The sequence below is a fragment of the Micromonospora sp. SL1-18 genome (assembly GCF_047921505.1).
Classification (GTDB): Bacteria; Actinomycetota; Actinomycetes; order Mycobacteriales; family Micromonosporaceae; genus Micromonospora.
On record NZ_JBLROA010000041.1, the window covers coordinates 26,855 to 51,084 of the forward strand.

Below are 24,230 nucleotides of genomic sequence, written 5' to 3' on the forward strand. Positions count from 1 at the left end.
TATGACCGTACGGCAACAGACCGGGCCACCCCGGTCCGTGGCAGCGCCGGTGGACTTCACCGACTTCTACCAGGCGCACTTCCATCGGATCGCCGTGCAACTCTACGCGTACCTGGGGGACCACGCGGAGGCGCAGGACCTGACCCAGGAGGCGTTCTGCCGGATGCTGGAACGCTGGCCTCGGATCAGCGCGTACGACGATCCCTCGGCCTGGATCCGCCGGGTGGCCTGGAACCTGGCGACCAGCCGGCTCCGGCGGATGCGTACCGCCGTGCGACACCTGGCCAAGCAGCGTGAGGAGCACGTTCCCGGTCCGGAACCGGACCGGGTGGCGCTGATCCGGGCGCTGGCCACCCTGCCCGAGGCCCAGCGCCGGGCGATCGTGCTGCACCACCTGGCCCACCTGAGCATCGCCGAGATCGCCGAGCAGGTCGGTGCGGCGGAGGGCACCGTCCGTTCCTGGCTGTCCCGGGGCCGGGCCGCGCTGGCCGGCCAGCTCACCGAGACCCGAGCGGAGGGCAACCGTGCCTGACACCGTCATCGAGGAGATGTTCGCCGAGTTCGAGGCGGCGGCGAGGGAGACCTTCCGGCCGCCGGGCGTACCGGAGGCCCAGCGCCGAGTCCACGCCCGCCGCCGGCAGCGACGTGGCCTGCTGGCCGGGGTGATGGCGCTGCTGCTCACCGGGTCGGCCGGCGGCTACCTGGCCGCCCACCGGGGCGACCGGCCGGAGCCGATGCCCACCCCCACCGTCGCCCCGACACCCGTCGGGAAGCTCACCGAACGGAAGGTCGCCCTGCCGGGTGTCCCGGGCAAGCTGACCGGCCTGCGGTTTGTCGACGCCCGCACCGGCTGGGCGCTCTTCGACACCTGCGGCTCGTACGATCCGGACGCCCGCGGTTGCCAGCGAACCATCGCCCGGACCACCGACGCGGGCGTGACCTGGCGACGGACGGCCTTCCCGGCTGCCCCGACCGGCGGGGTGCACCTGCTGCCCAGGGACGACGAGACGCTGACCGTGATGGCGCGCGACCGGTACCTGGTGACCGTCGACGGCGGTGCCACCTGGACCAGCCACCCGCTGAGTTCGCCGCCCGAGGCGACCAGGCGCACCGTGGCCACCTCCGCCGGCCTGTACCTCGGATGCCCCACGGCGATCGTTTGGGTCCGTACCTGCCCTCGGCTGAAGGTCCTCCGGCTCGATGGCGGCGCGCTGCCCCACCAGCCACCGGTGACGTTGCGACAGGACGTCGAGAGTGCCCTCATCGAAGGTGGGGACGGGCGACTCTGGCTCACCGTCCCCGAAGGGGACCGGTTCACCGTGGTAACCAGCGACAACCAGGGCAGCACCTGGCGGAAGCTGCCGGCCGTCGCGGGGGCAGGGAAGCTCATCCTCTCGCCCGACGGCCGCGAGGTCTGGCTGGTGCGGACGGACCGACCGAACGCGGTGTGGCGGTTGGTCGGCGACCGCTGGCAGCAGGGCCCGGGCCTGCCAGACGACACGGACGGGGTCGCCGCCGTGGGCGACGGCATCCTGGCGGTCACCAGTATGTACAGCGGTATGGGCTTCGTGGCCGAAGGCCGCTACGTCGACGTGCCCGAGCTGCGTGACCCGCTGGGCGGCAACTCCAACTACGGCGTCGACGTCCTACCCGACGGCACGGTGCTGCTCACGTCCGGCAACATGCAGTTCCTCGGTACCGGCCGGGGCGTCGACCGGACCTGGGTCTGGGTCTCCTGACCGACCATCCCGAGGGCCCGGTCGGCACCGGCCCTCGGGGCGGTCAGGCACGGCGGTGGACCAGCCGCCCGGCCACAACCGTGGCCAGGCAGGAGCCGTCGTCGCCGAAGACGGCAAGGTCCGCGCGGCCGGCCGGGACCAGCGTCGGCGGGCGGGCCCGATCGAGGACCGCGACGCCGCCGCGCGCCGCGGCGGCCCGGAGCGCCGGATCGGGCAGGTGAGCGGCGAGCACCGCGGCGGCACCGAGCCGGAACAGGGCGTACACCCGCTCGCGCGGGGTGGGAGCGGGCGGCAGCGGCCCGTCGTGCACCAGCGCCGGCCCGAGGATCCCGGCCCAGTGCCGCACCCGCACCCCGGGGTACGCCTCCGTCAGCTCGTCCAACGGCGCGACGGCCTCGACCCGGTCGCCGGAGACCAGCACCGCGTGATCCGGGCGTGGCTCCTCGTCGAGGGTGAGCCGCAGCAGCGGCGCGGCGTGGATCGTCCGCACCGGTCAGTCGACGATCGGCCCGAGCACCGGCCGCTTGGCGGTGACGAGGTCGCCGGAGGAACGGCCGGTCAGCCGCCGCTTGATCCACGGGGCCAGGTGCTGCCCGGCCCAGCGCAGGTCGGTGGCACGGGCGGCCAGCCACGGGGTCGGCGCGGGGCGCGGCGGCACCAGCAGCCACTCCTCGTCGCAACCCACCCCGAGCGCGGTGAGCACCTGCCCGGCGACCCGCCGGTGCCCGGCCGCCGACATGTGCAGCCGGTCGGTGCTCCACAGCATCGGGTTGAGGTAGGTGTCGTCGGCGTACAGGTCGACCAGGATGGCGCCGTGCCGCTCGGCGACCTCCCCCACCACCCGGTTGAGCAGGGCCACCCGGGGCGCCACGAACCGCTGCCCGGGGAGCCGGGCCATCACGTCGGCGAACCGGAAGAGGATCACGTCGGCGCCGCTGCCGCGCAGCTCGCCGATCACCGCGTCGAAGCGGGGGACGAACGAGTCGGCGTCGAAGGTACGCCGCAGCACGTCGTTGCCGCCCGCCGCGAAGCTGATCAGGTCGGGCTTCATGGCCAGGGCGGCCGGCACCTGCTGGGCGACGATGTTCGAGAAGAGGCGGCCTCGGATCGCCAGGTTGGCGTACCCGAAGTCGGGGCCGGCGTCGGCAGCGAGCCGGGCCGCCACCAGATCGGCCCAGCCGCGGTAGGTGCCGTCCGGATAGGAGTCGTTCAGGCCCTCGGTGAAGCTGTCACCCACCGCCACGAAGCTGCGCCAGCGCACCTGTCGTCCCTCCGGCTAATCGCGTTCCCATCGGCGTCGGCCATTCTGGCACCGGAAACGGTCGGCGGGCGCGCCTGCCACGTACGGACGTGGCGCTGCCCACGCCACTGGTGGGCGGAACGGGGCAGAGAATCGGGCACTCGACGGAAATAATGGCGCCCGACCCCAGTCGGAACGGCCCCTGAGTGGATGCGGATCCGACACGTCGGACACGAGCGAGGACGCACGCCATGACCGAGGGACCGTCACCCGTTCCTCCGCCGGGACGCCCCGGACCGTACGCCCCACCGCCCACCGGGCCGCACGCCCACCCCGCCCCGCCCGGGCCGCGCGCCCACGGTGCTCCGCCCGCGCCGTACGGGCCGCCCGCGCCATATGGGCCGCCGGCCTACCCGCCACCGGGCGGGTACGCTCCGCCGCCAGCACCACCGGCGAGGCGGTCCCGACGCGGCCTGTGGATCGGACTCGGCGCGGGAGTGCTGGCCCTGGCCCTGTGCGCCACGGGCGCGCTGGTCGGGCTGAAGTCGTACCTCGACGAGCGGAACGACGACTCGGTCGAAGAGCTCTACGACACGAACCCGATCAAACAGTCGAAGATCGAGTCCTTGCTGGCCGAACACACCAGGGCGCTCACCGACCGGGACGAGAAGACGTTCGTCGCGCCGTTCGACCCGACCGACAAGGACCTGCTCGCGAACCAGACCAGCCGCTACCGCAACCTCAGCAAACTGCCGCTGGCCGACGTCCGCTTCGTCTACCGCCACAAGAGCGCATTCCGCGCGGTGGGCGGCGGGCACGAGGTCGACGTGACGGTGGCGTTCGTGCACCGGTTCGACGGCTTCGACGTCGGCCCGGTCGAGGAGTGGTACCAGTGGACGATCGTCCAGGCTGACCAGGGTGCCCCGCTAAAAGTCATCCGGGCCGGGGGCGTCCCGGATGAGCGCCAGCGGGATGCGACCCACTACCCGGCCCCCTGGGACAAGTGGCGGGACATTCACGTCGAACGGACGCCGCACACGCTGCTGATCGTCGACGCGTCGCTTCGGGCGGAGGCGCAGCGGTACGCCCCGACCGCCGAGCAGGCCGCGGTGGACGACCTGGCCGCCTGGCGGGCTGGCGGGGTGAGCGGCAAGACGCCGCCGGGCTTCGTCATCTCCCTGGTCAACGGTCGGTCCGAGATGGGTTCCCTCTACCGGACCACGAAGGAAACCGCCACCGAGTCCGGGGTCGCGATCCCGGTGCCGCCCGAGGGCGTGCTCGACGGCGACGAGAACACCCCGGCGGTCGGGGCCACCCGGGTGGTGATCAACGCCCGCGACGAGTACTACTTCACCAGGGGAACCCGGGAGCGGCAGCTGAACCTGTTCCGGCACGAGATCGGTCACGCCCTGGTCGGCAAGCTCACCGCCCGGGCCCCGGGCTCCTCTCTCGTGGGCGAGCGGGAAAACTGGGTGGTCGAGGGGTTCGCGGAGTACCTGGGCCACGACCGGAAGCCCTGGCTGACCAGCCCGCGTACGCCCAGCTCCCGGGCCGTTATCCGCCAGATCGGCTACCCGTCCTCGCTGCCCGGGACCCAGTCCTGGGAATTGGAGGGCCGGGTCGAGTACCACTACTGGCTGGGCCACTCGGCCATCGGCTACATCGTCGAGCGGTACGGAGAGCAGAAGATGTTCCAGCTCGTGGTCGAGCACTACCGCAGCGGCAAGCTCGACGATCTGACGCGGGACGTCCTCGGCGTGTCGTACGAGGAGTTCGAGAAGGAGTGGGCCGCCTACCTCAAGGCCAAGGTGCGCTGACCGCCGAGCGAGCCACGACCCAACCGCCGTTGACCCGAACGGAGGAAGTCTCGGTCGAAGGGCGCGCAAATCCTCGCGGGGCCCCAGTCTTAGAAAGCGCCGGATCGAGGAGCAGCCGAAGGAGTGCGCGCCCCATGAGTCAGGAGACCAGAACCGAGCAGGCTGGACGCGCGGCTGGCACCCACCCAGCCCGCCCGAACAAGCTCAGCAACGAAGACGGCAAGATCATGATTGCCGACAACGTGGTGCAGAAGGTCGCCGGTATGGCGTGCCGGGAGGTGGCGGGCGTCCATGCCATGGGTTCCGCCGGCACGCGCGCGTTCACTGCCATCCGGGAACGGATTCCGGGCAGCAGTGGGCCGAACGTTTCGCAGGGGGTCGGCGTCGAGGTCGGCGAGACCCAGGCTGCGGTCGACCTGGACGTCATCGTCGAATACGGGGTCAGCATCGCTGACCTGGGCCGGAACATCCAGCGCAACGTCAAGACGGCCGTCGAGCGGATGACCGGCCTGAACGTCGTCGAGGTCAACATCAGCGTCGATGACGTGCATCTGCCCGAGGCCGATGGCCAACGGCAGGAGTCGCGGGTGTCATGACCGCCATCGTTGGTCAGCACGACGCGGTGGTCGACGGCGTCGACGTGGACGCCGTGGTAGACGCGGTCCGCGCCTGTCCGGACGTGGTGGGCCTGACCTCGGGTTGGCCGGGAGGCCGCAGCACCTACCTGCCCGGTCGCCAGATCGAGGGTGTGGCCGTCGACCCCGACGCCGTGGTGGTCCAGATCAGGGGCCGGTGGGGGGTTACGGCCGAAGAACTCGCCGGTGAGGTCCGGGCGGCGGTGGCGCCACTGGTTGCCGGTCGGCGGGTCGATGTGGTTATCGCCGATCTCGAGGATCCGCCTCCGGCCGGCGCGGATGTTCGCACAGCATGATGGGAAGAGCGACAGCATGAGCAAGTTAATCGGCGTCGTCGTCGGCCTGGCGTTGGGTTTTGCCCTGGCATTCGGCAGCTTCGGTCAGATGCTGATCGTCGCGCTGTTCGCGGCGATCGGCTACGCGGTGTCGAAGTTCTTCGCCGGCGAGGTCAATCTCGCCCCGTACATTCAGGGCCGGCGGAGCAGCCAATGACTGCGATGACCGACGCCGGAGCAGGCGGGCCGGGCCAGCCGACGCACGAGGAGCTGGGCCGGCTGCACATCCACGACCGGGTGGTGGAGAAGATCGCCGCGCGGGCGGCACGGGAGATCGCCGAGGCGGGCAAGGCGACGCCGCGCGTTCTCGGGCGGTCCCTCCCCGGAGCGGGCCGCTTCGGAATCCGCCGTGCCGACCTGGGCGCCGCCGCGAACGCGTCCGCCCACATCGAGGGATCGGTGACCCGCATCGAGTTGTCCATCAGCGTCCGCTGGCCGGCATCCATCCCGGAGGTCACCGCCCAGGTCCGCGACCGCGTCCAGACCCGCGTGTCGGAACTGACCGGGCTACGGGTCCAGGAGGTTGGGATCACCGTCACCGACCTGGTCACCGACCGTGCAACCGGCGGTCGGGTGCGCTGAATCGAGGCCCTGGTGAGAATCACCAACCGTCTGCTCGCGTTCCTGCTGAGCCTCGCGCTGGCCCTCGGTGCCGTGCTCGTGTTGATCGAGATCGTCGCCTACGCGATCGGGGCGAAGCCGATCGTGCTGGACTGGCCCGGCCTGTACCGCTGGGCGTCCGGCACCACCTGGGGCAGCGGGATCGTACGGCTGGTCGGTGTCGTCCTCGCCGTCATCGGGCTGCTCCTGCTCGCCGCGCAGCTCAAACCCCGTCGGCCGGACCGGCTGCGTCTGCAGCCCCTAACCTCCGCCACCGACGCGGCCATCACCCGTCGCGGCCTGGCCCGGACCCTGCGGGACGCGGCCGTCGAGGTCGACGGCGTCCAGGACGCCCACGTCACGGTCGGCCGGCACCTCGTGCGCCTTCGCGCCGAGGTCCACGACGGGGCAGCACCGGCGGTGGACTCCGTGCACGCCGCGATAGCCTCGGCCGCCCAGCACCGCCTCGACGCGCTGCGCCTGGCCACGGCACCGGCCCTGCACGTACGGATCAGGATGGAGGAGCAGCAGTGATGCTGGCCGATCGCGCCAACCGAGCCCTGCTCACCGTTCTCGCGCTGGTCCTGCTCGTCGCCGGCGCCGCGGTCCTCCTCGCCGGTGCCGACGTGTACGGCCGGGATTTCAGCCGGCGACACCTGCTCGACAATCCGGCCGCGCGCTACATCGGTGCCCACGGCGGCTGGTTCTGGCCGGTGGCGGCGGTGGCAGCCGCGATTCTCGCGCTGCTCGGCCTGCGCTGGCTGGCCATCGTCGTCACCACCGAACCCAGCCAGCGGCGCATCAACATCAGCACCGATGGCACCACCGGGCGGACCGTCCTCGACGCCGGTGCCCTCGCCACCGCCGTCAGGGCGGAAATCGAGGACTGCCCGGGCGTGGACGACGTCGGCACCAAGCTTTCGGGCAGCCCGAATGCTCCCAGCCTGGCGCTGAGCGTCACTGCCGATCCCGACGTCGACCTTGCCGCATTGCGCGAGCGGCTCGAAGCCGTCGTCCTGCCCCGGGTCCGCTACGCCGTCGGCAAGCCGGACCTGCCCGTCGTCCTCGACCTCACCTACCCCAGGCGCCGGATCACTCGCGTTAGCTGAGGGCTCGGTGTGAACCGTCGCACGGGTTTGCCTATGAGCCGGGCGAACGCAATGGTTCGATGATCCCCCTGCGGTACGGGCCCCAGGCGACGAAGCGTTCAAACAGTTCACGTGGGGTCGGGCCGTCGTGCGGGTTGAGACGGAACAGGTCGTGGGTGGCCTCGTGGTAGAGCCCGGACAGGTAGATGGCCAGGTCGACGGGGTGGTCGTCGTACTCGACCTTGAGCAGCAGCCGGGCTTCGGCGCACGGCCACGGTTGCCCGCAGGCCCGGCAGACCCACAGCGGCCGGATCGGCAGGTGCGGTGGGTGGCCGGGCGGGTAGGGCCGTGGCCGGGCGGGGTACGGCCCGAGGCGCGGTATCGGCAGCATGGTGACGTGCCGTTCGTAGCCAGTCACCAGCGACCGCCGTTGGCCCGCCAGCGGAGCGCGTTGCGCATCAGGTCCTCCTTGTCGAGTACGGGGTCGGGGCCGCCCCTGCACCGGGGGGTTCGGGGCGGCCCTGTGGCGGGCCGGACGGGGGCCCGCTGCGTGACAGTCTGCTGAGGACAGCACTACGCTCGGAAGGCATCGAAGGCGGCCGGGGGAAGGTCCGGTCGGCTGTTGCGGATGGACGGCGGCGCCGGGCAGCAGGCCGGGAAAATCGTGGAGGCAGCGTGGAGAGTGAACCGACCGCCGAGCTGATCCGGGCACAACTGCGGCGGCTACGGATGAAGGCCGAGCTGAGCCAGGAGGAGTTCGGGAAGCTCGTCCACTTCTCGGGCTCCCAGGTGTCCGCCATCGAGCTGGGGCAGCGGCCGTTCGACCGGTTCTTCCTGAAGCGGGCCGACGAGGTGCTGGACACGGGTGGGCTGTTGACGTCCCTGCTCAAGATGGCCGAGCGCGACGGCCAGCCGAGTTGGTTCAAGCCGTGGTTGGAAGCGGAGCGGCAGGCGCAACAGTTGCGCTGCTACCTGCCCTCCCTCATTCATGGCCTTTTACAGACGGAGAACTACGCCCGCACGATCATCCGCACCGACGACATGATCAGCGACGATGAGGTGGAGAAGCGGGTGTCGGCCCGGATGGACCGGCAGTCGATCCTCGTCAGTCCCGATCCGCCGATGTATGTCGTGGTGCTTGAGGAGGCCGTGCTCCGCCGAGCTGACGAGAGCTTCCGCGGGCTCATGGTGGAGCAGATCGCGCATCTCATCGAGTGCGCCCAGCGCCCGCGCATTCACGTCCACATCATTCCGGCCACCGTCGCCTTGCACGTCGGGCTGGTCGGCCCCTTCTCGCTCGCCCGGAGCCGCGACGGCGGCTGGGTCGGCCACCAGGAGACCCAGCTCGGCGGCGAGGTGGTCGACAAAGATGAGGATCTGGCTATTCTGCTGGCGAGGTGGGAGAGCGTCCGCGGCCAGGCACTGTCTCGCCAGCAGTCGGTCGAGCTGATGAAGGATGTGATGACGTCGTGGAGCTGACCGGCGCCACCTGGCGCAAGTCCACCCGCAGCGGTACCCAGGGCGAGTGCGTCGAGGTGGCCGACAACCTGCCCGGTGTCGTCGGCGTACGCGACAGCAAGGACCCCGACGGCCCGGTCCTCACCTTCGACTCCCCGACCTGGCGCACCTTCGTCGAGCACGCCAAGCGCCACTGACCCGTACCTGGACTGGCGCGCGCCATCGCGGCTGCCGCAGCGTGGCACGCCTCGCTTAAGGGCGAGGACGCTGCGGTGTTAACCAACTTCAACGCCGCGTGAGCCGCAGGTCAGGGCCGGTGGGAGGTGAAGATCCAGTCGAGGCCGTCTTCTCCCTGCGTGTCGAGGTGTTCCGCGCGGTGCAGGCCAGCCTTCACGGCGACTCGTTGAGAGGCTGCGTTCTCGGGGCGGACTCGGGCAATGACGGGATGGTCCGGACGATGGGCGGACGCCCAACCAACAACCGCCATGGCTGCTTCGGTCGCCACCCCTTCGCCCCAGGCAACTGGATCGAGGCGATAGAACAGGTTGAGGACATCCTGGTCCTTCAACCGCATCAGCTTCATGCCGCAGAAGCCCAGGCCGCTGCGGCCGGAATGGATCACCCAGTACCCGAAGCCCCAGCGCTGCCAGTGGTCATCCCACCGGCGGTAGAGGTCTTCCGCGTCGGCGCGGGTGTCGAGCATGTCGGCCGGGTTGTGCGCGCAGGTTCGCGGGTCGCGGTGGACGGCGTGGATCAGGTCGATATCGGCGGGTGTTGGGCGGCGTAGTGACAGCCGCGAAGTCATCAACTCCTCGTTACCGAACCCTCGATCGCGCATGGCGCGAATATAGGCACCTTGATCCACTCCGGATGCGTCACATGGCGGTGTCCCGGTCGGTCGGATACCGCAACGTCGGCGATATGGAGTCGATCATGCCTGACTCGGGGCGAATTGGATCGCCGGAGCGCACCGCCCCCCGTACGCTGCGGCAATGCTGCTGCGCATGTCGACACTGCTGCTCCGGACCCTGCGCGAGGACCCGGCCGACGCCGAGGTGCCGAGCCACCGGCTCCTGCTCCGCGCCGGCTACATCCGCCGCGCCGCCCCCGGTGGGTACACCTGGCTGCCGCTGGGCAAGCTGGTGCTGGACCGGGTCACCGAGATCGTTCGGTCGGAGCTGGCGGCGATCGGCGACCAGGAGGTGCACTTCCCGGCGCTGCTGCCGGCCGAGCCCTACCGGACCAGCGGGCGGTGGACGGAGTACGGCGACGACATCTTCACCCTGGCCGACCGGAAGGGCGCCGAGCATCTGCTCGCCCCGACCCACGAGGAGATGGCCGCACTGCTGGTGAAGGACCTCTTCACCTCGTACCGCGATTTTCCGGTGACCCTGTTCCAGATCCAGACGAAGTTCCGGGACGAGGCCCGGCCCCGGGCCGGGCTGCTGCGCGGGCGCGAGTTCCTGATGAAGGACGCGTACTCGTTCGACCTGGACGAGGCCGGGCTGCAAGAGGCCTACGACCGGCACCGCCACGCCTACACGAAGGTCTTCGAGAAGCTCGGCCTGGACTTCACGGTCGTGCGCGCGATGTCCGGGGCGATGGGCGGCTCGGCGTCGGAGGAGTTCCTGGCCGCGACCCCGGTCGGCGAGGACAGCTTCGTCGGCTGCACGGCCTGCGACTACGCGGCCAACACGGAGGCAGTGGTGACCCGCGCCCCGGCCGCCGGTGACCCCGACGCGCGCCCGGCGATGGAGGTGCACGACACCCCGGAGACGCCCACCATCGCCTCGCTGGTCGAGCTGGCCAACGCCCGCGCCCTCGGCGGCCGGACGGACTGGACCGCCGCCGACACGTTGAAGAACGTGGTGCTGACCGTACGCCGGCCGGGAGCCGAGCAGGCGGACCTGCTGGTGATCGGGCTGCCCGGGGACCGCGAGGTGGACCTCAAGCGGGTCGAGGCGGTGCTCGCCCCGGCCACGGTGGCGGTGTTCGAGGACTGGATGGCTCACCCCGAGCTGGTCCGCGGCTACATCGGGCCGCAGATCCTCGCCAAGCACGGCATCCGCTACCTGGTCGACCCGCGGATTGTTCCCGGCACCGCCTGGCTGACCGGGGCGAACGAGCCGGGCCGGCACGCGGTCGACGTAGTCTGCGGGCGCGATTTCGTCCCGGACGGCACGATCGAGGCCGCCGAGGTACGCCCCGGTGACCCCTGCCCGGCCTGCGCCACCGGCGAGCTGACCATGCGGCGGGGCATCGAGGTGGGGCACATCTTCCAGCTCGGCCGCCGCTACACCGACGCCTTCACGGTCGACGTGCTCGGCCCCGAGGGCAAGCCGGTCCGGCCCACCATGGGCTGCTACGGCATCGGCGTCTCCCGGGCGGTGGCGGCCGTCGCCGAGCAGCACCACGACGACCGGGGGCTGGTCTGGCCGGCGGCGGTCGCGCCGTGCGACGTACACCTGGTGGCGGCCGGGAAGGGGCCGCAGCTCGACGCGGCGCTGGACCTCGGCGGGCGCCTCTCCGCCGCCGGCCTGCGGGTGCTGGTCGACGATCGCACGCACGTGTCGGCCGGGGTGAAGTTCACCGACGCCGAGCTGGTCGGCATCCCGCGCGCCGTCGTGGTCGGGCGCCGTCTCGCCGACGGGTACGTCGAGCTGCGCGACCGGTCCTCCGGCGAGCGCGTCGAACTGCCGGTGAACGGCTTGGTCGAGCACCTGCTCGACGTGGTACGCGGGGCCCACCGCGACCGGGTGTAGCGGACGCGCCACCGGGTACCGCTGTCGGATCGAGCGTTTCGGAGGCCTCATGTACCGGGTCAGCGACGTGATGACCAAGCAGGTGCTCTACCTGCCGGCGGAGACCGCCCTGGACGAGGCGGCCAGGGTGATGAAGGAGTCCGACATCGGCGACGTGGTGGTCACCGACGGGGCGACGCTCGCCGGCATGCTGACCGACCGCGACATCGTCGTCCGGGCGGTGGCCGAGCGGGCCGACCCGGCGACCACCACGATCGGCTCGATCGTGACCCGCGAGGTGGTGATGATCGACCAGCACGCCACGGCGAGCGAGGCGGCCGCCCTGATGCGGGAGCGCAACATCCGGCGGGTGCTGGTCTGCGACAGCGAGCGCAAGCTGGTCGGCATCATCTCCCTCGGCGACCTGGCCATGCGAAAGGAGGGGCCCCTTCTTAACGCCTCCGGTAGAGGAGGGGCCCCCTATTAACACCTCCGGCTGGGCGGCGATGTGCGGCGGATAGCCTCAGGGAATGCCCGAGATGCCGAGCAAGCTGGCCGAGATCGTCGACGAGTTCGCCGCCGCGCCCCGCGACGTGGTGCTGGAGATGCTCCTCGAGTACGCCGATGTCGTGCCGCCCCTGCCGGCCGGAATGGACCGGGCGGAGCTGGAGCAGGTCCCCGAGTGCCAGACCGCCTTCTTCCTGCGCGCCGAGGTCAACCCCGACCGGACGGTGAGCACGGTCTTCGACTGCCCGCCGGAGGCGCCGACCACCCGCGCCTTCGCCGGCATCCTCGCCGAAGGGCTGGCGGGGGCGAGCGCCGATGAGGTGCTGGCCGTCCCGGACGACCTCTACCAGCGGATGGGGTTGGCCCAGGCGATCAGCCCGTTGCGGGTACGCGGGGGAAACGCGATCCTGGCCCGGCTCAAGCGCCAGGTCCGGGAACAGATCTCCTGATCGACGGGTTGTCTCCGGTCATGGAGATCGAGATCTACGCCGACGTCGTCTGCCCCTGGTGCTGGATCGGCAAGCGCCGGCTGGAGCAGGCGCTGGAGTCGTACGACGGCGAGGTGACGGTCCGCTTCCGGCCGTTCCAACTCGACCCGACGCCGGCCACCGAGCCGAAGCCGCTGGTCGAGGCGATGGCCGCCAAGTTCGGCGGCCGGGAGCGAGCCGAGGGGATGTTCGCCCACGTGACCCAGGTCGCGGCCGGCGTGGGGCTCGATCTGCGCTTCGACCACGCGGTGCAGGCCAACACCTTCGAGGCGCACCGGCTGATCCGATACGCCGCCGAGCGGGGCCGCGCCGCCGAGCTGGTCGAGGCCCTCTACCGGGCGCACTTCCACGACGGCGTGGACGTCGGGTCGACGGACGCGCTGGTCAAGCTGGCCGCCGGGGCCGGCCTGGACGAGGCCGAGACCCGGGAGTACCTGGAGTCGAACCTCGGCCGGCGCGAGGTGGCCGTCGACCTGGACACGGCGCGCCAGCTCGGCGTCTCCAGCGTGCCGACCTTCGTGCTGGCCGGGAAGTACGCCGTCACCGGCGCCCAGGAGCCGGAAACCCTGCTCGCCGCCCTACGCGAGGTCGAGCAGCGCGAGACGCCCAAGTGATCACCATCGATATTGTTTCACGTGGAACAAGATCGATGACACTGGCTGGCTAGGCGGGCCTGGCCAGGTCCTCCACCACGATCGCCCCGGGTAGCGCGCCGAGCGCCGGCCCGGGCAGCGCGATCTTGCTGTGCCGTACGCCGGAGCCGATGATCACGTGGGGCGTGGCGACCACCCGCGAGTCGACCAGGATCGACCACTCCTCCGGCAGCCCGACCGGGGTGATCCCGCCGTACTCCATCCCGGTCAGCTCGACCGCGTCGGCCATCGGCGCGAAGCTCGCCTTGCGTACGTCCAGCATCCGGCGGACCACCCCGTTGACGTCGGCCCGGGTGGTGGCGAGTACGACGCAGGCCGCGTACCGGGTCTCGCCACCCCGCTTGCCGGCCACCACCACGCAGTTCGCCGACTCGTCGAGCCCCACCTCGTACGCGGCGCAGAACGCCGCCGTGTCGGCCAACTCGGCGTCGATCGGGGCGACCAGGACGTCGTCGACGTCCACCGGCGCCCCGCCGGGCCACCGCTCGATCGCGTCGGCGACCGGCGGTGCCAACAGGTCCAGCCGGGTACGGGCAGGTTCGGTCTTCAGCGTCCCCATCACGGTTGCGATCCTCGCACCCGCGGGCCGGATCCGCCCCACCGGCGTCCCGACCGCAGCCCACCGGCACGAGAGCCCACCGGCGTCCCGACCGCAGCCCACAGGCGTGCCGATGAGCCCACCGGGTCCCCGCCGAACGTCAACTGCCGGTGAGGAAGGCGTTCTCGCGGACAAAGGTCCGCTCCTGGTACGCCGCGAGCTGCTCGGCCCGGGCCATCTTGGCGCGGTGCGCCTCGACGTCCTCGATGCCGTGCCGGACGCCCAGCCGGATCACGGCGTAGAGGAACACGAAGCCGAACACGTAGAGGATCACCGTGGTGACGAAAACCAGCATGCGGTCACGGTAAGGCGAACATGAGCCGCTGAAGTTTTCATCTTCGGCCCGTTCCCCCATACGTGTCGGCGAGGTAGTCCGCCCAGGTCCGGGTGCCGGTCGGGGTCATGGTGGTGGTGAGTCCGCCGGCCCGCAGCGCCCGACCGAGCCGCCCCGGGATCCGCACCGGCAGCAGCGGGCGACGGGACCGGCGGGCGTGCCGCCACGCCCGTACCGCCTCGTCGAAGCGGAGCACCTGCGGGCCGCCGAACTCCGCGACGGCGTACGACGGGCCGGCGGTCAGCATCGCGACCAGCCGGCTCGCCACCTCCCCGGCGTCGACCGACTGGGCGACCACGGCCGGGTCACCGATCACCGGCCCGAACCGGCTGGCGCCGCGCAGCAGTTCCTCCAGGAACTCCGGGAACTGGGTCGCCCGCAGGATGCTCCACGGCACCGGGCCGGCCGCCACCACCTGCTCGGCCGCGAGCTTGTGCCGGTAGTAGCCGAACGGCACCCGGTCGACGCCCACGATCGACACGTACACCAGGTGCGCCACGCCGGCCCGGTCGGCGGCGACGACCAGCTGGTGAGTGCCCAGCACGTCGACCTCTCGGGTACGACGGGCCGGCGAGGAGGCCAGGTGCAGCACCGCCTCGACCCCGTCGAGCGCCTCGGCAAGCCCAGCACCGGTGGCGAGGTCGACCGCCATCCACTCCACCGTGGAGTCCTCGCGGGGGCGGCGGCTCACCGCCCGCACCGTGAACCCACCGTCCCGCAGTCGCGGCAGCACCTGCTGCCCGAGCCGCCCGCTCGCCCCGGTGACCAGAACCCTCATCGACCGTCCTTTCCCGTGCCCTACCGGAAGGACGAAGCAGTGCCGCCCGTCGTGACGGCAGGAGGTGGTGCCTCCCGCACGCCGATCCTGGCCGCCGTGCACGGGCCCGCGAGGCCGATCCGCCCGGCCCGAGGTCGACCGGCCTGTCCCGGCGAGGCCGGTCGACCAGCGTCGGGCTGGGCGAGGCCGGTCAGGGGACTGCCCGGCGTACCACCACCCGACCGGCGAGCAGCACGCCGATCAACCCGCAGCCGGCCGCCACGGCCAGGGTGACGGCGTAGCTCGCCGGGCCGGGGGCCGGCCTCGCCGCCAGCACGGCGCCGGTCAACGCCAACACGGTGGCGGCGGCCAGCGAATCGCCGAGTTGCAACGCCGAACTGTTGCGACCCTGCTCGTCGGGCGCGGAGAGGGCCAGGGTGAGTACCGACAGAGACGGATAGAGCAATCCCATGCCCATGCCGGCCACGGCCCAGGCGACCACCACCAGCGCCACCGGTACGCCCGGCAGCACGGCCAGCGCGACGCCGGCCGTACCGGCGGTGATGCAGCTCAGCCCGGCCCGGGGCAGGGTGGCGACGGAGCGCGGCGTGGCCAGCCGACCCTGGAGCCACGAGCCCATCGACCAGGAGACCGCGCCGACGGTCAGCACCAGGCCGGCCGCGGTCGGCGAGAGGCCGCGTTCCCGGGAGAGCATCAGCGGAAGCACCACCTCCGCCCCGGCGAACGCCGCCGACGCGAGGCCCCGCAGGCCGACCACCGTGGGCAGGCCCCGCCCAGCCTGCAGGAAGCCCGCCGGCAGCAGGCGCGGGGCGCAGGCCAGCAGTCCGGCCAGCGCCACCGCCACCATTACGGCGGCAGGCACGCCGCGCTGCTGCCCCCCGTGGTGCAGCAGTGCGGCGCTGGCCCCCGCCCCGCAGGCCCAGGCGATCCGGGCCAGCGCGCCGGCCGGCGGACGGGTGGGGACCGCCGCGCCCAGCGCCCGCAGCCCGGGCTGGATCAACAGCACCGCCGGCACCGCGACCACCGGCACCGCCAGGAAGACCCAGCGCCAGCCGAGGTGCTCGACGATCAGGCCAGCCAGCGCCGGACCGACCAGCGACGGTACGACCCAGGCCGCCGCGAACGCGGCGAAGACCCGCCGCCGCAACTCCTCGGGGTACGCCTTCCCGACGATCACGTACAGCGCCACGGAGAGCAGACCCGACCCGAAGCCCTGCACCACCCGGCCGGCGACCAGCACACCCATCGTCGGGGCGGCACCCGCGACGGCGAGCCCCACCACGAACCAGGCCACCCCGTGCGACATCGGCTGGCGCGGTCCCCGCGCGTCGCACCAGATGCCGGAGACGACCATGGCCACCACGCCGGCGGCGAACGGGCCGCCGAAGGCGAGCGCATAGAGGGTCAGCCCGTCCAGGCTGCGGGCGACCGTGGGCATCGCGGTGCCCACGGCGAGGGCTTCGAACGCCAGCAGCGAGACCAGGGCGACACTGCCCACGGTCATCGCGCGCAAGCGCGGCGAGTACAGGTTGGCGGGTGGGGCCGCCGGCGCGGCGGTGGTGGTCACCGGCGTTCCGGCGTACGTGCGGTCGACATGGGCTCAAGCTTGGGACCTCAACCCGGATTGAGGTCAACCGTGAGCCTGGTCTCGTCAGGCCGACTCCAGCGCCTCACCCAGTCCCCGGACCACGCCGGAGAGGTGCTGGTCGGCCAGCAGATGCCCGGCCGTGATCACCAGAGCCAGCGGCCACTCGATCACCTGGAGGGCGGCGAGCACGCCCAACCCGGCGTAGTAGGCCAGCTTGTCCGGCGGGGGTATCGCCACCTCGCCCAGCACCGGGATCTCCACCCGCCGGCAGTACGCCGTGATCATCTCGTGCGCCCCGCCGAGTTGTCGCGTCAGGGTGCTCATGTCGCCTCCCCGGTTCTGGATGACACATCGACCTCCGGGTGGGCATTCCACCGGCGATCCCGTCCATGCCCCGGTAGCGCGGAAACTTCCCCAGCCCGGGGGCATAACGGACGCGACGCCGGGAAAGTCGGCCCCCGGGACGAACGCGGGAGGCGAGATGGCGTACGGCGGATGCGGCGACCGGCGCACCGGGGAGCGGGGCCGGCGGCTCGGCCGTACACCTCGATGACCTCGCTGGGCCGGTACGCCGGCCTCCTGTTGTCGGCGACGGCAGTGCCGGACGCCGTCGCGCGGGTCGCCCGTACCGTCGTCACCACCGTGCCCGGCGCGGCCCGGGCGGGCGGTGCCGCCGTGGGAGGCGCGGCCCAGGCCGCCGTGCCGCACAGCGTCACCGAGGCCGCGGGAAGCGTGGGTACGGCGGCGACCCGGCTGGCCCGGCTCGTCGGGCTGACCCGACGCCGGATCTGGACCAAGGACGGTCGGCACCACATCGAGGTGCACGGCGTCTGCCAGGACGGCGGGGACCAGCTGGCCCGCCAGGTCGAGGAGGCGCTGGAACGGATGCCCGGGGTGGCCTGGGCCCGGGTCAACGCGCCCTCCGGCCGGGTGGTGGTGGCGGTCGAGGAACCGAAGCCGAAACTACGCGAGCTGATCGCCACCGTCGCCCGGGTCGAACGGGTGTGCCCGCACGAGCCGAGCCCGGAGATTCCTCCGCCGCACCCACCGGAGGAGGGCCCACGTACGCCCCGGACCCTGGGTGGGCTGGCCTCGGACGCGCTCGGCCTGACCATCTCGGCGGCCACCCGGATCCTGCCGCTCACCCCCGTCCCCGGTGAGGTGTCCGGCCTGCTCACCGCGATCGACCTGCATCCGAAGCTGCACGCGCTGGCCGGCAAGGGGCTGCGCGCGGACCCCCGCGCCGACGTACTCTTCCCGCTCGCCGAGGCGGTCGTGCAGGGCCTCACCGGGGGCTGGGCCGGGATCGTCCTGGACGGCGCGCAGCGGGTGGTGCAGTGGGGCGAAGCGCGGGCCCAACTCGCCGCCTGGAGCAGGGCGGAGCCGCGACTGACCGGGACGCCGGAGCGGGCGGTGGCCCGGGTGCCGAACTGGCAGCGCCCCTGCCCGGTGCCCGACGGCCCGGCGGAACGGTACGTGACCAGGATGCTCGACACCGGGGTGGCGGCCGGTGCCGCCGCGCTGCCGGTCGCCGGCCCCAAGCGGGCCGCCGCGCTGGCCCTCTCCTCGCTGCCGAAGGCGCCGGGGAGCGGACGCGAGGGATACGCCGCGCAGCTCGGCCGGATGCTGGCCCGACGGGGCGTCATCGCGATGGACCGCAGCGTGCTGCGGGTGCTGGACCGGATCGACACAGTGGTGCTGGACAGCGCCGTCCTCGGCTCGGACCGGGGTGTGCTGGCCGACCTGGCGCCCCTGCCCGGAGCGGACACCGCGCAGGTCTCCGCCCGCGCCTTCGCCCTTTTCGACCCGGCCGCCCCCGGCGCCCTGCACGAGGCCGACGGCTGGCGGCTCGGGCCGCTGGATCGGATCGACGCCGACGACCCCGGGGACACCCCGGACAGCCGCCGCCTCCGGGAGAGCGGGAGTCCGCTGCTCGGCCTCGCGGCCGGCGACACCCTGGCCGCCGTACTCCGGGTCGAGCCGGAGCCGGCCCCCGGCGTGGACCTCCTGCCCACCGCCGCCCGCCAGGCCGGCCTGCGGCTCGTGATCGCGAGCGACGACGACGAGCGGTACGGCTTCGCGGACCTGGTCGTGCCCGGCGGCCCCCGCCTCGCCGAGTCGGTACGCGCCCTGCAACGCGACGGTGCGGTCGTCATGGTCGTCTCCGGTGACCGCGCCGGGCTCGGCGCCGCCGACTGCGGGCTCGGGGTGGCCGCCCCGGACGACCTCCCGCCGTGGGGCGCGCACCTGCTGGTCGGCGACGACCTGCGGATTCCCGCCCTACTGGTCGACGCCACCGGGGTGGCACGCCGGATGACCAGGCAGAACATCCGGATCGCGATGGCCGGCAGCGGCCTGGGGGCGCTGAACGCGTTCACCGCCGCCCCCGCGCAGCTGCCCGGCCGGACCTACGGCGCGATCAACGGCGCCGGCGCGATCGCCTTCGCGCACGGTGTGTGGCGGGCCCGCCGGCTGCCCGACCGGACCCGCACGCCGGTGCCCGCGCAGACCGCCTGGCACCTGATGCCGGTGGAGACCGTGCTGGACCACCTCGGTACCGACCCGGCCGGGTTGACCGGCGCGGAGGCCGCACGCCGTCGACGGGCCGCGGCCGGCGACGGCGGCGGCCCGGCCGGGCTGCTGCGCATGTTCGTGGACGAGTTGGCGAACCCACTCACCCCGGTGCTCGCCGCCGGGGCGGTGCTCTCCGCCGCGTTCGGCTCGCTGGTCGACGCGGCCCTGGTCGGCGGGGTGGTCGGCGGTTCGGCCCTGATCGGCGCGGTGCACCAGCGAAACACCGAACGGTCCCTGGCCGAGCTGCTGTCCCGTTCGGCGGTGACCGCCCGGGTGCTGCGCGACGGCGCCGAACAGGTGGTGCCCGCCGAGGATCTGGTGTGCGGGGACGTGATCGCGGTGGGCCCCGGCGACGCGATCCCGGCCGACTGCCGGGTGCTCACCTCTGACGGGCTGGAGGCCGACGAGTCGTCGCTGACCGGCGAGTCCCTGCCGGTGAGCAAGACCCCCGAACCGGTGGTGGCGGCGGCCGTCGCCGAGCGGCATTCCATGCTGTACGAGGGCACCACCGTCGCCGCCGGCCACGGCACCGCCGTCGTGGTGGCGACCGGCGAGGAGACAGAGGCGGGGCGGAGCCTCGCCATGGCCCGGCAGGCCCCGCCGCCCAGCGGAGTGGAGGCTCGGCTCGGCAAGCTGACCAGCTCCGCCGTGCCGCTGGCCGCCGGCTCGGCGCTCGCGGTGGCCGGGGCGGGGCTGCTTCGGGGCGTACCCCTGGCGGAGACGGCGGCGACCGCCGCGAACCTGGCCGTCGCCTCGGTGCCGGAGGGGCTGCCGTTCCTGGTCAGCGCCGCCCAGCTGGCGGCGGCGCGGCGGCTGGCCGAGCACGGCGCCCTGGTCCGCAACCCGCGGACTATCGAGGCACTGGGCCGGGTGGACGTGCTCTGCTTCGACAAGACCGGCACCCTCACCGAGGGAAAGTTGCTGCTGGCCGGGGTGGGCGACGGCAGCGACCGGTACGCCCCGCCGGACCGGCTGGACGAGCCGCTGCGGCTGGCCCTGGCCGCGGCGCTGCGCGCCACCCCGGCGGCGGCCGACCCGGACGAGCTGCCCCAGCAGACCGACCGGGCGGTACGCCGGGGTGCGGGAAGCGCCGAGGTCACGGAGCAGATCGGCGCGGCGGACTGGGTGGCGGTGGGCGGGCTGCCGTTCGAACCGTCCCGCGGCTACCACGCCACCGTGGGACGGACCGCGGACGGGCTGCTGCTCAGCGTGAAGGGCGCGCCCGAGTCGGTGCTGCCGCGCTGCACGATCCTCCGGAGCGGGGACGACGAGCCGCTCGACGAGGCGGGCCGGAACGCGGTGCACGCGATGCTGGCTGAGCGGGCCCGGGCCGGGCACCGGATCCTCGCCGTCGCCGAGCGCCGCGTGGACCAGGAGACGGTGACCGACGACCAGGTCGACGACCTGGTCTTCATCGGCTTCCTCGCCCTCGCCGACGGGGTACGGGAGAGCGCCAAGCCCGCCGTGCACCGGATCCGGCAGGCCGGCGTGCACACCATCATGATCACCGGAGACCACCCGGCCACCGCCGAGGCGATCGCCGCGACCATCAGCCCCGACCACGGCGAGCAGCGGGTGGTCACCGCTACCGACCTGGACCTGCTGGACGACGAGGCACTGGCCGAGCGGCTCATGGCGACCGACGTGGTGGCCCGCTGCACCCCGGCCCACAAGGTACGCATCATCCAGGCGCTGCAACATCGGGGCCGTACGGTGGCGATGACCGGCGACGGCGCCAACGACGCGCCGGCCATCCGGCTCGCCGACGTGGGCATCGCGCTCGGCCAGCGCGGCACCCCGGCGGCCCGCGCCGCCGCCGACCTGGTGGTCACCGACGACCGGCTGGAGACGATCATCGCCACCCTGGTCGAGGGACGGGCGATGTGGTCGTCGGTCCGCCACGCGCTGAGCATCCTGGTCGGCGGCAACCTCGGCGAGATCTCGTTCAGCGTGCTGACCGCCGCGGCCACCGGCCGGTCCGCGTTGAACGGACGGCAACTGCTCCTGGTCAACCTGCTCACCGACCTGGCACCGGCGCTGGCCATCGCGGTCCGCCCGCCCGCCTCCGACCGGGCCGACCACCTCCTGCTAGAAGGTCCGGACACCTCCCTCGGCGGGACGATGACCCGGGAGATCGCGCTGCGGGCCGGCGCCACCACGCTGGGCGCGACCGCCGGCTGGACGATGGGCCGGTGGACCGGTAGGGAACGGCGGGCCGGGACGATCGCGCTCGCCTCGCTGGTCGGCACCCAGCTCGGCCAGACCGTGTTGGCCGGCGGCACCAGCCCCACCGTGCTCGCCTCCACCGCCGCCTCGATTGGCGTACTGATCGGGGTGGTGCAGACGCCGGGGCTCAGCCAGTTCTTCGGCTGCACACCCCTCGGCCCGGTGGGCTGGACGATCGCCGCCGGCTCCGCGCTCGGCGCGACCTTCGCCAACGGCGCACTCACCCGGCTGGTCGACCGCCTGCCGCAGCGCTGAAAGGAGGGGCCCCCTATTAACGCCTCGCGTTGTAAAGGGGCCCCCTATTAACAGGGAAATCCCCCGCGTAAACCGGTCGAGTCCGGCGCCACCCGGCGGCTAGGGTGCTGCCGTGCCGTCCCCGCGTCTCGAGAAGATCACTACGGACAACATCGCGGCCGCCTGCGCGATCACCGTCCGTCCCGACCAGAAAAACCTGGTCGAGCCGGTGGCGCGGTCACTCGCCGAGGCGTACGTCCAGCCGGACGTCGCCTGGCCGCGGCTGATCGTCGACGGCGGCCAGGCGGTCGGCTTCCTGATGGCCTTCCTCGACATCCAGTGGCGGCCGGAGGATCCGACCGATGCCCGCTCCGGGCTGTGGCGGCTGAACATCGCCGCCGACCAGCAGGGCCGGGGATACGGCCACTTCGCCGTGGCAGCGGTGGCCGAGGAACTGCGCCGCCGGGGCGCCGACCGGCTGATCACCACCTTGGTCCCCGGAGCGCACGGCCCGGAGCGCTTCTACCGCCGCCTCGGCTTCCGGCTCACCGGCGAGCACAGCGCCGACCAGGTGGTCGGCGAGCTGACCCTGTGACGATCAGTGCCAGGTGGCGGCGGCCCGCCGCAACCGGTCGTTGATTGCCCGCCCCACCCCGCCGTCCGGGACCGGCTCGGCGACGATCTCGGTCACCCGGGCCGCGTCCAGCCGGTGCAGCGCGTCGAACAGCCGCGCGGCCGCCTCGGTCAGGTCACCCTCGGGCGACAGTACCTCCACGGCCGCCCAGGCACCCGCCGCCGGGCGCTCCCGGAAGGCCAGGAACCCGCGCCGGCCACCGTCGCCGGGCGCCGACTCCGCCGCCCCCACCCGCAACGGGGTACGCGGGGCGTAGTGCGCGGCCAGCGTGCCGGGCGCCACCGGCTGGCCCGAGCTGCCCGGTCGTACGTCGACCGGCCCGACCGCCTCGACCAGCGCCTCCACCGGCAGCGCGCCCAGCCGGAGCACCACCGGTCGTACGCCCCGGGCGTCCACGATGGTCGACTCGATGCCGCACCGCGTCGGACCGCCGTCGAGCACCACATCCACCGCGCCGCCCAGCCCGGCCACCACGTGCTCGGCCCGGGTCGGGCTGAGCTGCCCGAACCGGTTGGCGCTGGGGGCGGCCACCGGCACCCCGGCGGCCGCGATCAACGCCCGGGCGGACGGCTCGTCCGGCACCCGGACCGCCATGGTGTCCAGGCCGGAGGTGACGATCGGCGGGATCACCGCCGGCCGATCCACGATCAGCGTGAGCGGGCCGGGCCAGAAGCGCTCGACCAGCGCGGCGACCGCCGGCGGCACCGCGCCGACCAGGCGGGGCAGGTCGGCGGCGTCGGCCAGGTGGGTGATCAGTGGGTCGAAGTTGGGCCGCGCCTTCGCCTCGAAGATCCGGGCCGCCGCCCGGGCATCGAGCGCGTTCGCGCCCAGCCCGTAGACCGTCTCGGTGGGAAAGGCGACCAACCCGCCGGTACGCAGGACGGCAGCCGCCTCGGCGACGCCGCTGGCCGCCGGCAGGACGCGCGGGGATCCGGAGCTCACGCCCCGACGCTAGCCTGCCGCCGTACGCCGGCTCCGCCGGGTCGGCCCAGTGACGGCCTCGGCGTACCCTCGTCGTGCTGGCGTTCGACCGGTAGACGACCTCGGGTGGCCGCGCGGGTAGGGTCCGGGACATGCCGGAGTGGGTCCGCCTTCAGTTGGACATCGATCATCCGCGATAGCCATGAACCGACGGCTTGGTTTCGTTGACCAGGTCGCCGGATCTAGCCCTGCGGTAGCACCTCGTCCATCGACGATGCCCCGGCAACCCGGTATACCGCAACGGCAGCGCTGAGCGGCAGAGCCGCGTACACGTGCGGGAAATTGCCGCCATCGGCGGCATCCTCCCAGCGCACGGACTCGCCGAGCAGCTGTGTGTCGAGAGCGACGACCACAAGCGCTGGCTCCTGCTCGAATACCCGCATGGCCGTAGCGCCCACTTGTTCCCGGGAGGAGCAGTGGATGAAACCGCTGCTGCGGTCGAACGGCGAACCGTCGAAACGCCCGGTGGTCTCAAACTCAGCCCACTCGGCAGGCAAGAGGATCTTGTAGATCAGCACCGCATTACGGTTACAGGTGGACGGGCGAGCGTCTAGACAGGCTGCCCGCTTGGCCCGCCGCCCGCTGTACAGCCCAGACTTCTTCGTCCCGAACGCGGGTTCGCAGCATCATCGGGATGGTTAGCGCCGGAGCAGGACGGACCATCCCGCCGCACTCATGACGAGAAGCAGTACCACTGCGAACAGGGCCCGTCCGACCGCCTGGGGCATGGGGATGAGAAACGGTGCCTGCGCGACGAGCATGCTCGCACCGAGCAGGGCGAGAAAGCCACCGTGGCGGACGGGCTGGGATCGCTGGCTCGCCGGCAGGCGCGCGACCCGTACCCAGGCCAGAGGAAACCGTCGCGTCACCGCGACACGCACGCCGAGGATGACCAATACAAGGCCGAGGACCACGCTGACGAGAGGCAAGGCGATCCACACCGGCTCCGGGTCATCCACGCTCATGCGACCAATCATCCAAG

General features: G+C 72.6%; 29 protein-coding genes. 17 read left to right on the forward strand and 12 right to left on the reverse strand.

Annotation, left to right across the window (positions count from 1 at the left end; translation table 11 throughout):
• Position 1 precedes the first annotated feature (1 nt).
• Together ACNAW0_RS19800 and ACNAW0_RS19805 are read left to right on the forward strand one after the other, a co-directional pair.
• Positions 2 to 532, forward strand: a complete 531-nt coding sequence (locus tag ACNAW0_RS19800) for an RNA polymerase sigma factor (protein WP_416289412.1) — start codon at positions 2 to 4, stop codon at positions 530 to 532.
• Positions 525 to 1,739, forward strand: a complete 1,215-nt coding sequence (locus tag ACNAW0_RS19805) for a WD40/YVTN/BNR-like repeat-containing protein (protein ID WP_416289413.1) — start codon at positions 525 to 527, stop codon at positions 1,737 to 1,739. Before ACNAW0_RS19800 ends, ACNAW0_RS19805 begins: the two co-directional genes overlap by 8 nt.
• A 43-nt stretch (positions 1,740 to 1,782) precedes the next feature.
• On the opposite strand, the gene ACNAW0_RS19810 is transcribed toward ACNAW0_RS19805, so the two are convergent.
• Positions 1,783 to 2,229, reverse strand: coding sequence for an imidazolonepropionase-like domain-containing protein (locus ACNAW0_RS19810; RefSeq protein ID WP_416289414.1), 447 nt, complete (start codon positions 2,227 to 2,229; stop codon positions 1,783 to 1,785).
• 3 nt (positions 2,230 to 2,232) lie between these two features.
• Positions 2,233 to 3,000, reverse strand: a complete 768-nt coding sequence (locus tag ACNAW0_RS19815; RefSeq protein WP_416289415.1) for an SGNH/GDSL hydrolase family protein — start codon at positions 2,998 to 3,000, stop codon at positions 2,233 to 2,235.
• A gap of 476 nt (positions 3,001 to 3,476) precedes the next feature.
• On the opposite strand from ACNAW0_RS19815, the gene ACNAW0_RS19820 reads away from it, so the two are divergent.
• From ACNAW0_RS19820 to amaP, 7 genes are all read left to right on the forward strand, one after another.
• Positions 3,477 to 4,796: a hypothetical protein gene (locus ACNAW0_RS19820; protein ID WP_416289416.1), complete on the forward strand. Its 1,320-nt coding sequence runs from the start codon at positions 3,477 to 3,479 to the stop codon at positions 4,794 to 4,796.
• 134 nt (positions 4,797 to 4,930) lie between these two features.
• Positions 4,931 to 5,392, forward strand: coding sequence for an Asp23/Gls24 family envelope stress response protein (locus ACNAW0_RS19825; RefSeq protein ID WP_416289417.1), 462 nt, complete (start codon positions 4,931 to 4,933; stop codon positions 5,390 to 5,392).
• Positions 5,389 to 5,727 carry a hypothetical protein gene (locus tag ACNAW0_RS19830; RefSeq protein ID WP_416289418.1) on the forward strand — a complete coding sequence of 113 codons (339 nt, stop codon included), beginning with the start codon at positions 5,389 to 5,391 and terminating at the stop codon, positions 5,725 to 5,727. Before ACNAW0_RS19825 ends, ACNAW0_RS19830 begins: the two co-directional genes overlap by 4 nt.
• A 16-nt stretch (positions 5,728 to 5,743) precedes the next feature.
• Positions 5,744 to 5,923: a hypothetical protein gene (locus ACNAW0_RS19835; RefSeq protein ID WP_416289419.1), complete on the forward strand. Its 180-nt coding sequence runs from the start codon at positions 5,744 to 5,746 to the stop codon at positions 5,921 to 5,923.
• Positions 5,920 to 6,348, forward strand: coding sequence for an Asp23/Gls24 family envelope stress response protein (locus tag ACNAW0_RS19840; RefSeq protein ID WP_416289420.1), 429 nt, complete (start codon positions 5,920 to 5,922; stop codon positions 6,346 to 6,348). The genes ACNAW0_RS19835 and ACNAW0_RS19840 overlap by 4 nt, the downstream gene beginning before the upstream one ends.
• Before the next feature lie 12 nt (positions 6,349 to 6,360).
• On the forward strand, positions 6,361 to 6,900 hold the full coding sequence (locus ACNAW0_RS19845; RefSeq protein ID WP_416289421.1) for a DUF6286 domain-containing protein: 540 nt from the start codon (positions 6,361 to 6,363) through the stop codon (positions 6,898 to 6,900).
• Positions 6,900 to 7,475, forward strand: coding sequence for an alkaline shock response membrane anchor protein AmaP (gene amaP, locus ACNAW0_RS19850; protein ID WP_416289422.1), 576 nt, complete (start codon positions 6,900 to 6,902; stop codon positions 7,473 to 7,475). Before ACNAW0_RS19845 ends, amaP begins: the two co-directional genes overlap by 1 nt.
• A 31-nt stretch (positions 7,476 to 7,506) precedes the next feature.
• On the opposite strand, the gene ACNAW0_RS19855 is transcribed toward amaP, so the two are convergent.
• Positions 7,507 to 7,845 carry a hypothetical protein gene (locus ACNAW0_RS19855; RefSeq protein ID WP_416289438.1) on the reverse strand — a complete coding sequence of 113 codons (339 nt, stop codon included), beginning with the start codon at positions 7,843 to 7,845 and terminating at the stop codon, positions 7,507 to 7,509.
• Positions 7,846 to 8,129: 284 nt separating this feature from the next.
• Here ACNAW0_RS19855 and ACNAW0_RS19860 point away from each other — a divergent pair, with 284 nt between their 5' ends.
• Together ACNAW0_RS19860 and ACNAW0_RS19865 are read left to right on the forward strand one after the other, a co-directional pair.
• Positions 8,130 to 8,933 (forward strand): helix-turn-helix domain-containing protein, encoded by an 804-nt coding sequence (locus ACNAW0_RS19860; RefSeq protein ID WP_416289423.1) that lies wholly within the window; start codon positions 8,130 to 8,132, stop codon positions 8,931 to 8,933.
• The gene (locus ACNAW0_RS19865; RefSeq protein WP_416289424.1) at positions 8,924 to 9,109 is read left to right on the forward strand and encodes a DUF397 domain-containing protein; all 186 of its coding nucleotides are present in this window, start codon (positions 8,924 to 8,926) and stop codon (positions 9,107 to 9,109) included. Before ACNAW0_RS19860 ends, ACNAW0_RS19865 begins: the two co-directional genes overlap by 10 nt.
• 110 nt (positions 9,110 to 9,219) lie before the next feature.
• Here ACNAW0_RS19865 and ACNAW0_RS19870 read toward each other — a convergent pair whose 3' ends face one another.
• Complete coding sequence (locus ACNAW0_RS19870) at positions 9,220 to 9,750, reverse strand: GNAT family N-acetyltransferase (protein ID WP_416289425.1); 531 nt, start codon at positions 9,748 to 9,750, stop codon at positions 9,220 to 9,222.
• Between the two features lie 154 nt (positions 9,751 to 9,904).
• Here ACNAW0_RS19870 and ACNAW0_RS19875 point away from each other — a divergent pair, with 154 nt between their 5' ends.
• The 4 genes from ACNAW0_RS19875 to ACNAW0_RS19890 are packed head-to-tail and all read left to right on the forward strand — an operon-like array spanning position 9,905 to position 13,262.
• A complete protein-coding gene (locus ACNAW0_RS19875) occupies positions 9,905 to 11,674 on the forward strand; it encodes a proline--tRNA ligase (protein ID WP_416289426.1) in 1,770 nt (589 codons plus the stop codon).
• 49 nt (positions 11,675 to 11,723) lie between these two features.
• A complete protein-coding gene (locus ACNAW0_RS19880) occupies positions 11,724 to 12,140 on the forward strand; it encodes a CBS domain-containing protein (RefSeq protein WP_416289427.1) in 417 nt (138 codons plus the stop codon).
• A 43-nt stretch (positions 12,141 to 12,183) separates the two neighbouring features.
• Complete coding sequence (locus ACNAW0_RS19885) at positions 12,184 to 12,609, forward strand: SufE family protein (protein WP_416289428.1); 426 nt, start codon at positions 12,184 to 12,186, stop codon at positions 12,607 to 12,609.
• Between the two features lie 20 nt (positions 12,610 to 12,629).
• Positions 12,630 to 13,262: a DsbA family oxidoreductase gene (locus ACNAW0_RS19890; protein WP_416289429.1), complete on the forward strand. Its 633-nt coding sequence runs from the start codon at positions 12,630 to 12,632 to the stop codon at positions 13,260 to 13,262.
• A 49-nt stretch (positions 13,263 to 13,311) separates the two neighbouring features.
• Here the strand turns inward: ACNAW0_RS19890 and ACNAW0_RS19895 are convergent, their stop codons facing one another.
• The 5 genes from ACNAW0_RS19895 to ACNAW0_RS19915 form a co-directional block, all read right to left on the reverse strand.
• Complete coding sequence (locus tag ACNAW0_RS19895) at positions 13,312 to 13,860, reverse strand: YbaK/EbsC family protein (protein WP_416289439.1); 549 nt, start codon at positions 13,858 to 13,860, stop codon at positions 13,312 to 13,314.
• A gap of 139 nt (positions 13,861 to 13,999) precedes the next feature.
• Positions 14,000 to 14,194, reverse strand: a complete 195-nt coding sequence (locus ACNAW0_RS19900; protein WP_416289431.1) for a hypothetical protein — start codon at positions 14,192 to 14,194, stop codon at positions 14,000 to 14,002.
• Between the two features lie 37 nt (positions 14,195 to 14,231).
• Positions 14,232 to 15,011 carry an SDR family oxidoreductase gene (locus ACNAW0_RS19905; RefSeq protein ID WP_416289432.1) on the reverse strand — a complete coding sequence of 260 codons (780 nt, stop codon included), beginning with the start codon at positions 15,009 to 15,011 and terminating at the stop codon, positions 14,232 to 14,234.
• Between the two features lie 190 nt (positions 15,012 to 15,201).
• Positions 15,202 to 16,578: an MFS transporter gene (locus ACNAW0_RS19910; RefSeq protein WP_416289433.1), complete on the reverse strand. Its 1,377-nt coding sequence runs from the start codon at positions 16,576 to 16,578 to the stop codon at positions 15,202 to 15,204.
• A gap of 84 nt (positions 16,579 to 16,662) precedes the next feature.
• Positions 16,663 to 16,923 (reverse strand): hypothetical protein, encoded by a 261-nt coding sequence (locus tag ACNAW0_RS19915; protein ID WP_416289434.1) that lies wholly within the window; start codon positions 16,921 to 16,923, stop codon positions 16,663 to 16,665.
• Between the two features lie 225 nt (positions 16,924 to 17,148).
• Here ACNAW0_RS19915 and ACNAW0_RS19920 point away from each other — a divergent pair, with 225 nt between their 5' ends.
• Positions 17,149 to 21,654 carry an HAD-IC family P-type ATPase gene (locus ACNAW0_RS19920; protein ID WP_416289440.1) on the forward strand — a complete coding sequence of 1,502 codons (4,506 nt, stop codon included), beginning with the start codon at positions 17,149 to 17,151 and terminating at the stop codon, positions 21,652 to 21,654.
• Positions 21,655 to 21,766: 112 nt separating this feature from the next.
• Entirely contained in the window at positions 21,767 to 22,228 is a 462-nt protein-coding gene (locus ACNAW0_RS19925) for a GNAT family N-acetyltransferase (RefSeq protein WP_416289435.1), read from the forward strand.
• A 3-nt stretch (positions 22,229 to 22,231) separates the two neighbouring features.
• Here the strand turns inward: ACNAW0_RS19925 and ACNAW0_RS19930 are convergent, their stop codons facing one another.
• From ACNAW0_RS19930 to ACNAW0_RS19940, 3 genes are all read right to left on the reverse strand, one after another.
• Positions 22,232 to 23,185: an L-threonylcarbamoyladenylate synthase gene (locus tag ACNAW0_RS19930; protein WP_416289441.1), complete on the reverse strand. Its 954-nt coding sequence runs from the start codon at positions 23,183 to 23,185 to the stop codon at positions 22,232 to 22,234.
• Between the two features lie 245 nt (positions 23,186 to 23,430).
• Entirely contained in the window at positions 23,431 to 23,766 is a 336-nt protein-coding gene (locus ACNAW0_RS19935; RefSeq protein WP_416289436.1) for a DUF952 domain-containing protein, read from the reverse strand.
• A gap of 120 nt (positions 23,767 to 23,886) precedes the next feature.
• Positions 23,887 to 24,230 (reverse strand): hypothetical protein (locus tag ACNAW0_RS19940; RefSeq protein WP_416289437.1); only part of this gene is annotated, 344 nt, incomplete at its 5' end.